This window comes from Thalassobacillus devorans (genome assembly GCF_011761345.1).
GTDB lineage: Bacteria > Bacillota > Bacilli > Bacillales > Halobacillaceae > Thalassobacillus > Thalassobacillus devorans.
Genome location: NZ_JAASRY010000001.1, coordinates 665922 through 679616 on the forward strand (window position 1 = coordinate 665922; position 13695 = coordinate 679616).

Here is a 13695-nt window from a genome sequence, read left to right on the forward strand (position 1 = left end):
CTTTTTTATCCTACGATCTTTTTGTTATTGGGAATAATCTTTGGAATTGGATATAAACTTTCTAAACGTCGACTATTTCTGATCGGTCTGTTCGGATATCTGCTTGCTAACGCTGCGTTTTTTTTCTTCCGCGAAGGCGGGTTTGCTGGTTTGGAACAAGGTGCAACCGGAGCAGGATTAGGAGTTTTTGCTGACTTGACCTTCGTGGAATTGGTGTCTCTGTTGATTGTACCGAGCGGATATTCCTTTATTTATACCGGTTTATTGCTATTAGGCTATTTGTTTACGTCAATTACAGTGGCGCTGTCTCGAAAAAATGCTGAAGCGTGATTTCCTGGAGAAATGAAACGAGGGGAAAGGAGTAACCCCGGGACCTGAATGAGGCCCGGGGGTTTTTTGGTTATTCGGCAGCGTTGGTGGAAATTTGCCACGAAATGCCGAACTTGTCTGTGACCTGTCCGTAAGCAGGGCTCCAGAAGGTTTCCTGCAGGTTCATGTCCACTTTTCCACCTTCCTGCAGCTTTTCAAAAATAGTATGGGCATGATGTGTATCCGAAACGGAAACGACAACTGTAACCTGATTGCCAAGCTCGTGAGGCTGGCCAGGGAAGGTGTCAGACAGCATGATGTCATTGGACCCGACTTTCAGATGGGCATGTAACACGCGATCTTTCGCTTCCGGTGGCAATGGATAATCCGGATTATCCGGCATATCATCAAATGTCTGTATGCCGAGAAGTTCCGCCTCCAGTGCTTCCTGATAAAATTTCACAGCTTCCTGTCCATTTCCATTGGTGACGATGTAAGGGTTGACACCTGTAATCATATAAAGCCCTCCTTATGCCATAAGTGAATGGCGAATGTTTGTTCTCATCATACCATAACTATGACTAATAAACTATTAGAATTTGAGGATATGAGAGAAAAAAATGCCGGATACGAGCCTATAGATGATAGAAGAGAGACAACTTTTTGATTAAGAGAGACAAATTTGAAAAAAAGAGAGACAATATCAAAAAAATATGAGAAGTATATAGACGTAAGAGAGACAATCCCCAACCTAAAAGAGACAAAAGAAGCACCACCTGAACATGCAGGCGGTGCTTCTTCTTATTGGATTTAAATGCAATTATTTTTCTTCAATGTCCTGGTTCTGATCCAGGAAACGAAGCAGGTCGCCGTGGACGACTTTATCGGAATACTCCAGCTCTTTTTCTGCTTGTTCTTTTAGCGGAGCACAGGCTTCGCCATCGATTTCCTCTTCGGTTTCTTTGTCATAGCAGGTACCATCCTTGGCAGCATAGACATATTTGTCAGTAACGACTGTGCCGTCACGGAAGATCGCTATATCCTCGCGATCTTTCGCGAACAAATCGACACCGAACTGAACGTCGTTGCCTGATTCAATACCGAGCAGGTTGAGGATCGTCGGTTTCAAGTCGACCTGACTTCCAACGGTCTTCATTTCTTTACCTTCCTCACCTGGAATGTGAATAATTAATGGGACCTCCTGGAACTGCGCTTCTTCAAATGTGCGGATTTCTTTGTCCATCAGGTCGCCCATGGCACGGTTATGGTTATCAGAAATACCGTAGTGGTCGCCATACATAATGAAAATGGTATCTTCATATTCGCCTTGTTCCTTCATCATTTCCATGAACTTTTTCACCGCTTCATCCTGATAACGCATGGTTTGGAAGTAGCGGTCTACCGTGCCATCACCGGTTTCGGCAGGATCAATCATCACATCTTCATCTTTATTCAAAATGAATGGATAATGGTGCGTCAGCGTGATGAACTTCGCATAATATGGCTTGTCCAGATCTTTGATCATTGGCATCGACTGTTCAAAGAAAGGAATGTCCTTTAAGCCATAGTTAACGGAGTTTTCTTCGTTTACATCATATTCGCTCTTAGAGAAAAAGTGGTCGTATCCGAGCGATTTATACATGATATCCCGATTCCAGAATGAATCATTGTTCCCATGGAACGACACCGGCGTATAGCCTTCCTCTTTGATAATTTCCGGGGTAGCGTTGTATTCATTGTTGGCATTCGTTGTAAAAACGGCTCCCCGTGACATGCCATACATGGAATTATCTAACAGGAACTCCGAGTCGGAGGTTTTCCCCTGACCTGTATTGTGATAGAAGTTAGAGAAATAGTAACTATCCTCTTTCAGGTCGTTAAGGAACGGTGTGACTTCCTGGCCATTCACTTTATAGTCAATCACAAAATTCTGCGTGGACTCCAGGGAAATCAGCACAACGTTTTTACCTTTAGCCTTACCGAAATATTCCCCTTGTACTCCCATTTTCCCTTGCTGGCCATTGACGTAGTTTAGTACTTCTGTCAATTCATCACTGTCCGCAAACACTCTCTTGGATGATGCGTTGGCGGTAACGACACTATCATAGATGTGATAGTTATAGATTCCCAGCAATTTTACTAGTTTCATTCGGTCGAATGTCCGGGTTAAGAGCTCCGGGCGTTCCTGATTTGCCAGGTTCAGATTCACAGCTGCAATACCAATGACTGCGGCATACAGCATCGCAACGGTACGCTTTTTGAACCGTATCGACGGTTTAACTTTCCTCGAGACGAGCCAGGTAATCAGAATGGCCACATCGATCCAGTAAACGATATCCATCGGATGAATCAATGCCTGGGCACTGCCTCCTAGTTCAGCGAAGTTTTTATACTGCATAAGCACCGGCAGTGTAATGAAGTCGCTGAAAAAACGGAAATAGACAACATTGGCGAAAAGCACGAATGTCATCAGTACATAAATCGTCATGAACGCTTTATTCCGGAATCTTCTTGGGATCAATAGGGACAATCCCAGGAAAAATAAAATCGAACTGATTGGTGCAATTCCGAGAATGAATTGCTGTGTACTATTTTCAATATCTAAGTTAAAAGCTGTTTTCAAAGCATAATAGGTTTTACCCCATAGGAACAGGACAGCTACTAGGAAGAATAGCCAGCCCTTTTTCAATAGACTCTTGTAATCTTTCATCGTGGTGAACCTCCTGTTTATGTTTCATCACTCACATAATAGTTCAATTTAACAAATTTTCACCCATAAGTAAACACAATCGTGGTTATTTTAAATCTCTGCAAGTGGTATACCCTCCTTTACATAGAATTAATCTTATTAATTTTTCCTTTACACTTTTAATGGAAAAATTAAGTTGACCAGTATGGTCGAAAAGAAGTACAATTAAGTCGACCGGGGTGGTCTAAAATTAACGCGAGATTTATATATTGGTGATAAGGAGGGGCAAAAAAATCGCAATGAAATTCATCAATTTAGACGATAATAAGCGAAGAAACATTTTGAATGCGGCATTCCGCGAGTTTGCTGAGAAAGGTTTTGAGCAGGCGTCGACCAATGTCATAGTCAAAGAAGCCGGAATCGGCAAAGGAATGCTTTTCTATTATTTTAAAAACAAGCAGGGTCTCTATGAATATCTCATCGAATACACACTCGATGTCATTATGGAAGATTATTTACAGCGGATCGATCCTGGCGAGCGGGATTTTATCGAGCGTTTCAAACATGCCGCGCGAGTAAAAATGAAGGCGTTCCTGGATCATCCGGACTTGTTCCGGTTCAGCGGGACATTCATGCTCGATCAGGAGTCGATTCCTGACAGGTTGAAGCCTCGGATGGAACAGCTTCAGGAAATGGGGAACAAAATCATGTATGAGAATATCGACTATTCCCTGTTCCGGGACGATGTCGATGTGGAAAAAGCGTTCCGCCTGATTCGCTGGGCCATAGAAGGCTATCAGAATGAAATGAAGCAGCGGCTCTATGGGGCGAATTTTGCCACATTAGACTTTGATCCGTATTGGAAGGAATTTGATGAGTACTTAGACGTTTTACGGAAAAGTTTTTATTCGTAAGGGAGGGGTCAGGATGAGTGTATTGGAAACGAAAAACCTGAAAAAGCATTTCGGCAAGGTAAAGGCGCTGGACGGAGTCGATATCGAAGTAAAGGAAGGGGAAGTGTTCGGTTTTATCGGACCGAATGGTGCCGGTAAATCGACGACACTCCGAGTCCTGCTTGGCATGTTGAAGGCGACTGCTGGCGAGGCGACTATTTTTGGGAAAGACGCCTGGAGTGACGCTGTGGAATTGCACAAACGAATTGCTTATGTGCCTGGGGATGTGAACTTGTGGCCGAACCTTACCGGCGGAGAAGTCATTGATCTGTTTGTGAAGCTGCGGGGCGGCAAGCGGTCTGCACGCCGGGAGGAATTGATTCGCCGGTTTCAATTGGATCCTGCGAAAAAATGCCGTACCTATTCCAAAGGGAACCGGCAAAAAGTGGCGTTGGTAGCTGCCTTTTCCTCGGAGGCTGATTTGTATATTCTGGATGAACCAACATCCGGCCTCGACCCATTGATGGAACGTGTCTTCCAGGAATGTGTGATGGAAGCTAAAGAGGAAGGGAAAAGTGTATTGCTCTCAAGTCATATTTTATCCGAGGTCGAACGTCTTTGTGACCGGGTGGCGATCATTCGGGATGGGCGGATCATCGAATCGGGATCTCTTGCTGACCTGCGCCATTTGACACGGACACAGCTGTTGTTACAAACGAAACAGCCTGTTCCCGATCTGGGAGAGCAGTCTGGTGTCCATCATCTCGAGGAAAAAGACGGGGCGCTCGTTTTTCAAGTGGATACGGAAAAGCTCGATGATGTAATGCGATACGTCAGCGGGTTCGGAATCGTGAAAATTGAAAGTACACCACCGACACTGGAGGACTTGTTCATGCGCCATTATGAAGGAGTGGAAGGCTGATGCACAAGCGGTTATATGCCAACACAGGCGTTCTTGCCCGGCACATCGCGAGACAGGACCGGGTACGACTTGTCATTTGGATGGCTGCTTTTCTTGTGTCCACTTTGCTTGTCGTGAGTGCTTTTTCGACCTTGTATTCCTCCGAAACAGAACGGCAGGCGATGGCAGAAACGATGGAAAATCCGGCAATGATTGCCATGGTCGGTCCTGGCTATGGTCTCGACAATTATACGGTCGGCGCGATGCTTGCCCACCAGATGCTGCTCTTGACAGCGGTCGTCGTGGGGGTCATGAACATCCTGCTCGTTGCCCGGCATACGCGGGGAGAAGAGGAGGACGGCCGATTGGAACTCGTCCGGGCGCTCCCGGCCGGAAGGCTATCCAGTCTTGCTTCGACACTCGTGGTATATACAGGGGCGAACCTCGTGCTGGCCCTGCTCATTGCCGGAGGGCTTGTAGCTTTTAACGTAGAAAGCATTGACATAGAGGGCTCACTTTTATATGGAGCGGCCCTCGGAGTAACGGGAATCTTTTTCGCTGCCCTGACCGCCGTGTTTGCCCAGCTGTCGGAAAGTGGAAGAGGAACAATCGGGCTGGGAATGGCTGTCCTGTTGATCGCCTATATGATTCGCGCAATTGGAGATGTGTCCAGCGAAGCATTGGCGCTCGCTTCCCCATTCGGCTGGATCGTCCGCACAGAAACTTATGTCAATAATCTCTGGTGGCCGGTTGCCGTAACCTTGGCAGCGGCGGTAATACTTGCTGTTTTGGCGTTTTATTTAAATGCCATCCGCGACATGGAGGCAGGATTTTTACCGTCAAAAGCAGGGAAAAAGCAAGCATCCCGTCTGCTGGTTCACCCGATTGGATTAGCAATCCGCCTCCAGCGAACCGGAATCATTTCCTGGGCAATCGCAATGTTCGTGCTTGGCGCGTCGTACGGCTCGGTTCTTGGCGATTTGGAGTCGTTTTTTGCCGACAATGAAATGATGCAGCAGCTGCTTACTCCGGTTTCCGGTGTTTCTTTGACCGAACAGTTCCTGTCGATGCTGATGGCTGTACTCGCCATGATCAGCACGATTCCGGCCCTGTTGTTCATTTTGAAGCTGAAAGGGGAAGAGGGCAAAGGGAGGGCCGCTCACTTATTGGAGCGGGCAATTTCCCGACCGCGATTAATGGGAAGCTATCTGGCGCTTGCGCTGGTTGGCGGCTGGATTATGCTGTCGCTTGCCGCGCTTGGTCTCGGAGTAGCCGGGAATGCTGTCATGGAAGATGGTATTTCGCTTGGAAGATTTTATGAATCAGCGATGGCCTATCTTCCCGCCATGTGGGTGATGCTTGCACTGGCAGTTTTACTGATTGGCTGGGCGCCACGTTTTTCTGTCATAGCCTGGCTGTACCTCGTCTACTCATTCATTGTCGTCTATATGGGAGGATTATTCCAATTTGACGAGTGGGTCACCAAACTGAGCCCGTTCGGCCATATTCCGGAACTTCCGGTCGAAGAAGTGAGCTGGCTTGGAATGAGTGTGCTGACTGGTATTGCGGCGGTAGTGCTTGTAGCTGGGTTTGCAGGATATCGGAAGCGCGATATCCAGGGCGGATAAGAGAAAATCTTACTGTATGAGAGACAAAGTACTAACGATGAGCGCCGTTCCTGTTGATAAGATAGACAAATTCGAGATTTTGAGAGACAATTTTTTCGATAAGAGAGACAAATTTTAAAAAAAGAGAGAACTGACAAGCGTATAAGAGACAATACGACTGCCTCTGGCCTTCCCAAAGCCAGAGGTTTTTTCTGTAATAAAAATGTAATAGCATTTCCGTTGACTTTGGTACATACATTTCATAATATATCAACAAATGAAAAATATATTTCAAAAAGGAGATGTTTACAATTACTACAGACAGTAAAGGGCTGATCTCGGAAAACACAAAGATGTCTGCAGAGCTTTTCGAAAAAGCGGGGAAAGTGATTCCTGGCGGCGTCACTGCCCATATCAAGCATATTGCGCCCCATCCTTTGGTGATGGAAAAAGCGAAAGGGAGTAAAATCTACGACGTGGATGGCAATGAATATATTGATTACCTGCTTTCGTATGGAGCATTAATCCATGGGCATGGGCACGAACACGTGCAGCAGGCAGTCATGAACCAGATGGAGACAGACGGCACGACGATATTCGGTACGCCCCATAAGCTGGAAATTACCATGGCGGAAAAACTGATCGACTTGTACCCGGGCATCGATATGGTGCGTTACACGAACTCCGGCTTGGAGGCGACGCTGCTCGCGATTAGCACGGCAATGGCTTATACTGGAAAAACGAAGCTGGCCAAGTTTGAAGGCCATTATCATGGCGGCTACGACCAGGTGCTTCTTAGTGTGAACCCTGACCTTGAGCAGGCAGGTGGAGAAGAAGCTCCGCAAGCTGTGCCGGAATCCAGTGGCATCCCTGAGTATTATGTAGAGAATACCATTATGCTTCCCTTCAATGATTTGGAAAGCGTGGAACGGCTTTTGCGAAAACATGCGAATGAAATTTCCGGTCTGATTATGGAGCCGGTCCAGGGCGGGTTCATCCCGGCGGAAAAGGAATTCATGGACGGTATCCGTAAACTCACCGAAGAACTCGGCATTGTCCTGATTTTCGATGAAGTGAAAACCGGATTCAGAGTCGGCCTTGGAGGTGCCCAGGAAATGTACGGCATTGAACCGGATTTGACGGCACTTGGAAAAGTATTAGGCGGCGGTTTTCCTGTGGGTGCAATCGGCGGGAAGCGGGAGTTTATGATGACGACCGCTGTTGATGACAGCCGAGACATCCTGACGGCCGGTGCTGATAATACCAATAAGAAGCAGTCCGTCTTTCATAGTGGCACGTACAACGGACATCCGACCGTACTTGCTGCCGGCCTTGCAACCATTAATGTGCTGGAGCAGACAGGTACGATGGATGATCTGTTCACTAAAACAAGAAAGCTCCGTGAAAAGCTGGAAGCTGTTTATCAAAAACACGGGCTGACGATGCAGACTGTCGGTGCGAGTAGTATTTTCAATATCATTTTGACGGATGAAAGAATTCTTAATTACCGCGATATGGAGCATCATGATGCCAACCTCCGAAAAGAAATCGATTATGAACTATTGAAGCTCGGCATTTATACAAAGCCGATGAACCGGTATTCGATGTCGACGGTGCACAGTGATGAAGACATTGAGCAAACTGTCACCGCTCACGGCGAGGCGATTCGTCGCGTCTTAAATAAATAAGAGAACCAGGGCGGACCAGTCATGCTATTGGTCCGCCTTTTTGACCTTGCAGAAGCCGGATGAAGCGTTTAATCTTAAGGAAGAAAGGTGGGTGTGACGATGGAGAATGTTTACCAGCGCATCGCAGCTGAAATTGGGGATATGAGCAAATCCCACGTAAGGATTGCGACCTACATATTAGAGAACCAGACGACGGCCCCATTTTTAACCGTCGGTAAATTAGCTAAAATGGCAGGTGTCGGGGATGCCACGGTTGTCCGGTTTGCAACAGCACTCGGGTACAGCGGGTATGCAGAGATGCAGCAATATATGCAAAGCTCCGTCCAGCAGCAGTTGACGACAACCGAGCGGTTGAGAATTTCAGAAGAAGTGTATGACCGGGAATCATCGGGTGTCTATGAGGTGTTTCAGGATGATATCTCGAACATCCAGGCGACGATGGAAAAACTGGATGAACAGGCGTTCCATCAGGCGGTCGAATCTTTGTTAAAGGCAAGAAAAATTTATATCATCGCCAACCGCAGTGCTGCCTCGCTTGGCGTATTTCTGAATTATTATCTCGGTATCATTCTGGAAAACACGGCACTGATCCGCTCGGTTGAGGATTCGTCGGAAAAATTGTATGACCTTGGGGAGCAGGATGTCGTTCTGGGTATCAGTTTTTCTCGTTATACAAAAAGTACGATCCAGATGTTTACTTACGCCAAAGAAAAGAACGCCCGGACGATTGCGATTACCGACAACCTGTTGTCGCCACTCGTGCCCCATGCGGATATTCCGTTGGCGGCATCGAGCCAGATGCCGAGCTTCATCGATTCGTTCGTTGCTCCGCTCAGCCTGATCAATGCCCTGATTACATTTGTCGGAAAAGAGAAGCAGACCGATATCCACGAACGGCTCGACGTATTAGAAGGAATATGGGATCATTTTGATGTGTTTGAAAAAAGGAAGAACCAGTGAGGGAGGTAGCTGATCGTTGAGAAAAGTAGAGGTGGTAGCATATGATGCCCGCTGGGTGGACTGCTTTAGGGAAGAAGCCGACCAGATAAAAGCTGTATTGGGAGATAACCTGGTGGCTATCCATCACATCGGCAGCACGTCGGTCCCCGGGCTTCCGGCAAAACCGATCATCGACATCATGCCGGTAGTGAAAGAAATGGAAGCAGTCGATCCATGTAAGGAAGCAATGGAAACGCTTGGATATGAAGCAAAAGGGGAATTTGGTATTCCGGGACGCCGCTATTTCAGAAAAGGTGGAGATGAGCGTACCCATCATGTCCATATTTTCGAGGAAGGGAGTCCGGCCGCTATCCGTCACTTGGCGTTTCGTGACTATTTACGGGAGCATTCCGATGCGGCAAAAGCATATGGTACGCTGAAACAGAACCTGGCCCGTCAATTCCCGCACGATATGCAAGCTTATATCGAAGGAAAGCATCATTTCGTCACGGAGCTGGAACAAAAAGCAGTCACCTGGTATACCAATTTGCGTCAATAGACGATGGTAATCGCCTTAGGTCAGAAGGTGGCGGCGTTAAGTCAGAAGTTTACAGAGTTAGGGCAGAACCTTAGCTCGTTAAGTCAGAACATTCCATCGTTAGGACAGAAGTCTTCCGAGTTAGGGAAGAACCCCCAGACAAAAAAGTTGAAACTTTTTTTAAACTGTCTCGTACATAGTAGTATCGACCAAATGGGAAGGAGGGAGCAGCATGTTCGAGTTTTTATTTGATTTGCCATTAAACTTTAATATCTATCTGTTATTTTTAGCGGTGCTGGTCCCGTCTTCCATTTTGTTAGCCGTCCAGTTTTTGGAAAGTCCGGCCTTCACAAGCGAGCTTTTACATTCAGAAGCGGCAGTGGAGCGGACCTTTAGCAAAGGGCAGCTAGCCGCAGCTGTACTGCCCAAGCAGACGCAAGTCTTTTTCATAACAAGGTTTATGAAGCGAAAAGACGCTCCAGATGACGATAACGATGACCATTGCCCTCCTCACACTCCATAGATTTTAAATTTGTGAGGAGGAAAAGAGTGAAACGTTTATTTTTCTTAGGAAGTATCGTGCTAGTGTTATTGAGTGGTTGTGCCGGGAACGGCCAGGCAGGGGATGGGTTCTTAACCCATGTGTTTGTCGACCCATTCACTTTTTTGATTGAAACAACTGCCTCGATTTTTGCTGGGAGTTATGGTATGGCCATCATCTTAATTACGTTATTAATTCGTCTTTTGCTGCTGCCTTTCATGGTGAAACAATATAAAAACCAGCGGGATATGAAAGAAAAAATGTCCGTGATGCAGCCGGAAATGGAAAAATTAAGGCAAAGATGAAGAAAACGGATGAACGGGAGAAACAGATGGAATTACAGCAGGATATGATGGCGCTATATAAAAAGCACGGGGTAAACCCGCTGGCCACTGGCTGTCTGCCATTGTTCATCCAGATGCCGATCCTGATGGGATTCTATTATGCTATTAAAAGTTCTCATGAGATTGCGACCCACTCGTTTCTCTGGTTCAATTTAGGAGCGGCGGATATTCCACTCGCCTTGATCGCCGGTGCTATTTACTTTGTACAGTTCCGCGTGCAGCAAAAGTTAATGCCGGTTGATCCGACAAATAATAACCCGATGGTACGCTGGATGGGGCTGATATCCCCGCTTATGATTCTGATCATTTCCTTCAGTATGCCTGCTGCTATCCCGTTATATTGGACAATCGGAGGACTTTTCCTGACAGGACAGTCCTTGCTGATAAGTAAATTATTATCGAAAAGTTGATTGCAAAAAAGGCACGTTGCTACGGTAACGTGCCTTTCTATCACAAGCATGAATACGGCTGACAAAAGTTTGTAAGTTTCCGTAAAATAATTATGTCAACTCAATCCCGAATTCGGTAAGTAAATCTTTGAAGGCTGGCCGCTCATTCCCATCTCGGCCAACGACATGTTCTGCGGTCACCAGCGAGTTCAAAACCGCTTCTTCCGTCGCTTCCCCAATCGCCCGGAAGGCTGTATCGATGTCTTCTTCATGAATCGTCGGGATGGTTAGCGGCTGAGCTGGCTTGTCGTGCGGGATTTTTACAGCAGTTGAAAAGCCAAGGACGATATCACCACTGCCATGACCAATCGTCGCCCCTGTCCGGGAGAGCCCGGTAACCGAACGTTTGAGAATCCGGTTTAGCTGCCGCTCCGATACCGGCAAGTCGGTTGCGACAATCACCATTACCGAACCTTTGTCCTTTTCCTCCCAGGAATCAAGAAGCGCCTGCTTCAACTCGTGGCCGGCAGGCTTTCCATTCACCCTCAGATCACTTAACATGCCAAAATTTGATAACACGAGTACCCCCATCGTATATACCCCATGATTGAACTCCATTTGTCGCGACGCTGAACCAATCCCGCCTTTGAGCGAATAACAAAGCATGCCCCGCCCGGCACCGACAGCGCCTTCTTGAAAATCTGAAGCGGTATTCGCGAGTGCTTCTAAAACCTGTGCTTTTTGAACGGCCTGGGCACGGACGTCATTCAAAAACATATCGTTGCATTCGCCGATGACGGGATTTACTGTACCGGTCGTCCGTCCGATTTCCGGGTTCTGTTCCATCGTAGCTGCAATTAATGCATCGGCCGCTGTACCGACACTTGCGGTATTGGTCAGTACAATCGGTGTCTCGAGGGTCCCGAGCTCATTCACCTGGATGGTTCCAATCGTTTTGCCGAACCCGTTAATCACGTGGCTGGATGCGATCAATTTTTCTTTAAAAATATTTCCCTGATGGGGGAGGATAGCGGTTACGCCGGTTTGGATGTCACGATCACTCAACGTGACGTGGCCGACTGTCACCCCTTCGACATCGGTAATCGTATTGCGTTTCCCTGGTTTCATTTTTCCGATTTTTACACCATAATCTGCAATCCGTTTCAAATCTATCACCAAGCTTTCGAAGTTAAAATGTGAGTTTCATTGTACCATGAAAGGAGAGGGCTGATGGTTATGAAGAAAACAGCCACTATTATCAATGCCGTGATCAGCGGTATAGTTGTGTTTATGATTTCCACCTTTCTCGCTGGTGGAGCTATTGGGGAAAATTATACCGACAAGACCTTTGTGGCGCCGGAGTTTTTCCTTATTGCTGTGATATGGGGTTTCGGTGCTCTGTTAGGAGCCATGCATTTGTGGAAAAATTCGATTTATCTTTTTGTAGTGGCTGTCATCCTTATGTGGTTATCCATTCCACTTGGCATAAGGTTTGCTCGGTATTTTGCACCTATTTTCACTTGATTCAGAATTTTTTCATCTTTTATCCCAGTAAAGCTTTAAATTGTCAGCTATTAGGCGTACAATGGATAATAATCTAAAAACCTCCACTTGCAGCTGGAGGTACTTTTTTATCGGGTGCTTTCGTCATAAGTAATTGGCGACAAGCCAAGTTTTTCAAATCCAAACTAACTGAAGAATCTAATCAAATAAGGAGTCATGAAGATGAAAACAGAGGAACTTGTAATCGTAGAAAGTAAGCATAAGCAGCCTAAGCCGAACACCGATCAGATCCCATTCGGCCGAACCTTCACCGACCACATGTTTGTGATGGATTATCATGAAGAGAAAGGCTGGTATGAACCACGTATCGTACCGTACGAGCCGTTGACGCTTGATCCGGCAGCGATGATTTTTCATTATGGTCAGACCGTATTCGAAGGATTGAAAGCTTATCGTTCTGGTGACCGCGTACTATTATTCCGTCCCGAAAAGAACCTGGAGCGTCTGAACCGATCCAGTGATCGTTTGAGCATTCCTGCAATTGATGAAGAAAAAGTGATGAAGTATTTGGAAGAGTTGATCAGCCTGGAAAAAGACTGGGTACCGGACACACCTGGTACTTCTTTATATATTCGTCCGTTCATTATCGGAACGGAGCCGAATCTATCGGTTGCACCTTCGAAAACGTATAAGCTGATGGTTATCCTGTCTCCTGTCGGCTCTTACTTTTCAGGCGGGCTGACACCCGTGAAAATCCGCGTCGAAGACAAGTTCACACGTGCGGTCAAAGGTGGTACGGGAATGGCGAAAACAGCCGGGAACTATTCTGCTGCCTACCAGGCCCAGAAGCAGGCGTATAAAGAAGGAAAAGCGGATGTGCTTTGGCTTGATGGCGTCGAGAAGCGTTATATTGAGGAAGTCGGCAGTATGAATATCTTTTTCAAGATTGATGGCGAGGTCGTAACGCCGGCATTAAGCGGGAGCATCTTGCAGGGGATTACCCGGATGTCTGTCATCGAACTGCTGGAAAAATGGGGCATAACGGTTACGGAACGCCGAATCTCCATAGAAGAACTTTACCAGTATTACGAAGAAGGAAAACTGGAAGAAGCGTTTGGGACAGGGACAGCTGCCGTCATTTCACCGGTCGGCGAGTTGAACTGGCTCGGAAAAGAAATGGTGATCAACAACCATGAAATCGGTGAACTATCCCAGAAATTGTATGACACGATTACCGGCGTACAGACAGGGAAGCTCGAAGATACCCAAGGCTGGACAGTCGAAGTCAAATAACCGAAAAAAATCCTCCTACCCATTTTGGGCAGGAGGATTTTTCTTATTTCCAGCTCCAGTC

General features: G+C 46.7%; 16 protein-coding genes. 13 read left to right on the plus strand and 3 right to left on the minus strand.

Going from position 1 to position 13695, the window contains the following annotated elements:
• Positions 1-27: 27 nt before the first annotated feature.
• Positions 28-330: a hypothetical protein gene (locus tag FHS45_RS03305; RefSeq protein ID WP_166761353.1), complete on the plus strand. Its 303-nt coding sequence runs from the start codon at positions 28-30 to the stop codon at positions 328-330.
• 70 nt (positions 331-400) lie between these two features.
• On the opposite strand, the gene FHS45_RS03310 is transcribed toward FHS45_RS03305, so the two are convergent.
• Entirely contained in the window at positions 401-826 is a 426-nt protein-coding gene (locus FHS45_RS03310; protein WP_062445338.1) for a VOC family protein, read from the minus strand.
• Positions 827-991: 165 nt separating this feature from the next.
• Between FHS45_RS03310 and FHS45_RS20305 the strand changes: the two genes are divergently transcribed.
• Positions 992-1123, plus strand: a complete 132-nt coding sequence (locus tag FHS45_RS20305) for a hypothetical protein (protein WP_258953976.1) — start codon at positions 992-994, stop codon at positions 1121-1123.
• A gap of 6 nt (positions 1124-1129) precedes the next feature.
• On the opposite strand, the gene FHS45_RS03315 is transcribed toward FHS45_RS20305, so the two are convergent.
• Positions 1130-3019 (minus strand): LTA synthase family protein, encoded by a 1890-nt coding sequence (locus FHS45_RS03315; RefSeq protein WP_062445341.1) that lies wholly within the window; start codon positions 3017-3019, stop codon positions 1130-1132.
• A gap of 278 nt (positions 3020-3297) precedes the next feature.
• Here FHS45_RS03315 and FHS45_RS03320 point away from each other — a divergent pair, with 278 nt between their 5' ends.
• The 9 genes from FHS45_RS03320 (at position 3298) to yidC (ending at position 10859) form a co-directional block, all read left to right on the plus strand.
• Positions 3298-3912: a TetR/AcrR family transcriptional regulator gene (locus FHS45_RS03320; protein ID WP_062445344.1), complete on the plus strand. Its 615-nt coding sequence runs from the start codon at positions 3298-3300 to the stop codon at positions 3910-3912.
• A gap of 13 nt (positions 3913-3925) precedes the next feature.
• The gene (locus tag FHS45_RS03325; protein WP_062445347.1) at positions 3926-4813 is read left to right on the plus strand and encodes an ABC transporter ATP-binding protein; all 888 of its coding nucleotides are present in this window, start codon (positions 3926-3928) and stop codon (positions 4811-4813) included.
• Positions 4813-6420 carry an ABC transporter permease gene (locus tag FHS45_RS03330; protein WP_062445349.1) on the plus strand — a complete coding sequence of 536 codons (1608 nt, stop codon included), beginning with the start codon at positions 4813-4815 and terminating at the stop codon, positions 6418-6420. Before FHS45_RS03325 ends, FHS45_RS03330 begins: the two co-directional genes overlap by 1 nt.
• A 332-nt stretch (positions 6421-6752) precedes the next feature.
• Positions 6753-8087, plus strand: a complete 1335-nt coding sequence (locus tag FHS45_RS03335) for an aspartate aminotransferase family protein (RefSeq protein WP_229717810.1) — start codon at positions 6753-6755, stop codon at positions 8085-8087.
• A gap of 99 nt (positions 8088-8186) precedes the next feature.
• On the plus strand, positions 8187-9047 hold the full coding sequence (locus tag FHS45_RS03340; protein ID WP_062445352.1) for a MurR/RpiR family transcriptional regulator: 861 nt from the start codon (positions 8187-8189) through the stop codon (positions 9045-9047).
• Positions 9048-9063: 16 nt separating this feature from the next.
• Complete coding sequence (locus FHS45_RS03345; RefSeq protein WP_062445354.1) at positions 9064-9585, plus strand: GrpB family protein; 522 nt, start codon at positions 9064-9066, stop codon at positions 9583-9585.
• A 211-nt stretch (positions 9586-9796) separates the two neighbouring features.
• The gene (locus FHS45_RS03350; RefSeq protein ID WP_062445356.1) at positions 9797-10087 is read left to right on the plus strand and encodes a hypothetical protein; all 291 of its coding nucleotides are present in this window, start codon (positions 9797-9799) and stop codon (positions 10085-10087) included.
• A 26-nt stretch (positions 10088-10113) separates the two neighbouring features.
• On the plus strand, positions 10114-10410 hold the full coding sequence (locus FHS45_RS20425; RefSeq protein WP_308789071.1) for a YidC/Oxa1 family membrane protein insertase: 297 nt from the start codon (positions 10114-10116) through the stop codon (positions 10408-10410).
• On the plus strand, positions 10407-10859 hold the full coding sequence (gene yidC / locus FHS45_RS20430; protein ID WP_308789072.1) for a membrane protein insertase YidC: 453 nt from the start codon (positions 10407-10409) through the stop codon (positions 10857-10859). The genes FHS45_RS20425 and yidC overlap by 4 nt, the downstream gene beginning before the upstream one ends.
• Before the next feature lie 90 nt (positions 10860-10949).
• On the opposite strand, the gene FHS45_RS03360 is transcribed toward yidC, so the two are convergent.
• Positions 10950-12014, minus strand: coding sequence for a DmpA family aminopeptidase (locus FHS45_RS03360; RefSeq protein WP_062445359.1), 1065 nt, complete (start codon positions 12012-12014; stop codon positions 10950-10952).
• A 54-nt stretch (positions 12015-12068) separates the two neighbouring features.
• Here FHS45_RS03360 and FHS45_RS03365 point away from each other — a divergent pair, with 54 nt between their 5' ends.
• Positions 12069-12362 (plus strand): hypothetical protein, encoded by a 294-nt coding sequence (locus tag FHS45_RS03365; RefSeq protein ID WP_062445361.1) that lies wholly within the window; start codon positions 12069-12071, stop codon positions 12360-12362.
• 201 nt (positions 12363-12563) lie between these two features.
• A complete protein-coding gene (locus FHS45_RS03370; protein ID WP_062445363.1) occupies positions 12564-13634 on the plus strand; it encodes a branched-chain amino acid aminotransferase in 1071 nt (356 codons plus the stop codon).
• The last annotated feature ends 61 nt before the right edge of the window (positions 13635-13695 follow it).

Bases quoted from the DNA above. Each gene is read 5' to 3' on its own strand.
- FHS45_RS03310 (WP_062445338.1), bottom strand. From the start codon at position 826: ATGATTACAGGTGTCAACCCTTACATCGTCACCAATGGAAATGGACAG.
- FHS45_RS03315 (WP_062445341.1), bottom strand. From the start codon at position 3,019: ATGAAAGATTACAAGAGTCTATTGAAAAAGGGCTGGCTATTCTTCCTA.
- FHS45_RS03320 (WP_062445344.1), top strand. From the start codon at position 3,298: ATGAAATTCATCAATTTAGACGATAATAAGCGAAGAAACATTTTGAAT.
- FHS45_RS03325 (WP_062445347.1), top strand. From the start codon at position 3,926: ATGAGTGTATTGGAAACGAAAAACCTGAAAAAGCATTTCGGCAAGGTA.
- FHS45_RS03330 (WP_062445349.1), top strand. From the start codon at position 4,813: ATGCACAAGCGGTTATATGCCAACACAGGCGTTCTTGCCCGGCACATC.
- FHS45_RS03335 (WP_229717810.1), top strand. From the start codon at position 6,753: ATGTCTGCAGAGCTTTTCGAAAAAGCGGGGAAAGTGATTCCTGGCGGC.
- FHS45_RS03340 (WP_062445352.1), top strand. From the start codon at position 8,187: ATGGAGAATGTTTACCAGCGCATCGCAGCTGAAATTGGGGATATGAGC.
- FHS45_RS03350 (WP_062445356.1), top strand. From the start codon at position 9,797: ATGTTCGAGTTTTTATTTGATTTGCCATTAAACTTTAATATCTATCTG.
- yidC (WP_308789072.1), top strand. From the start codon at position 10,407: ATGAAGAAAACGGATGAACGGGAGAAACAGATGGAATTACAGCAGGAT.
- FHS45_RS03365 (WP_062445361.1), top strand. From the start codon at position 12,069: ATGGTTATGAAGAAAACAGCCACTATTATCAATGCCGTGATCAGCGGT.
- FHS45_RS03370 (WP_062445363.1), top strand. From the start codon at position 12,564: ATGAAAACAGAGGAACTTGTAATCGTAGAAAGTAAGCATAAGCAGCCT.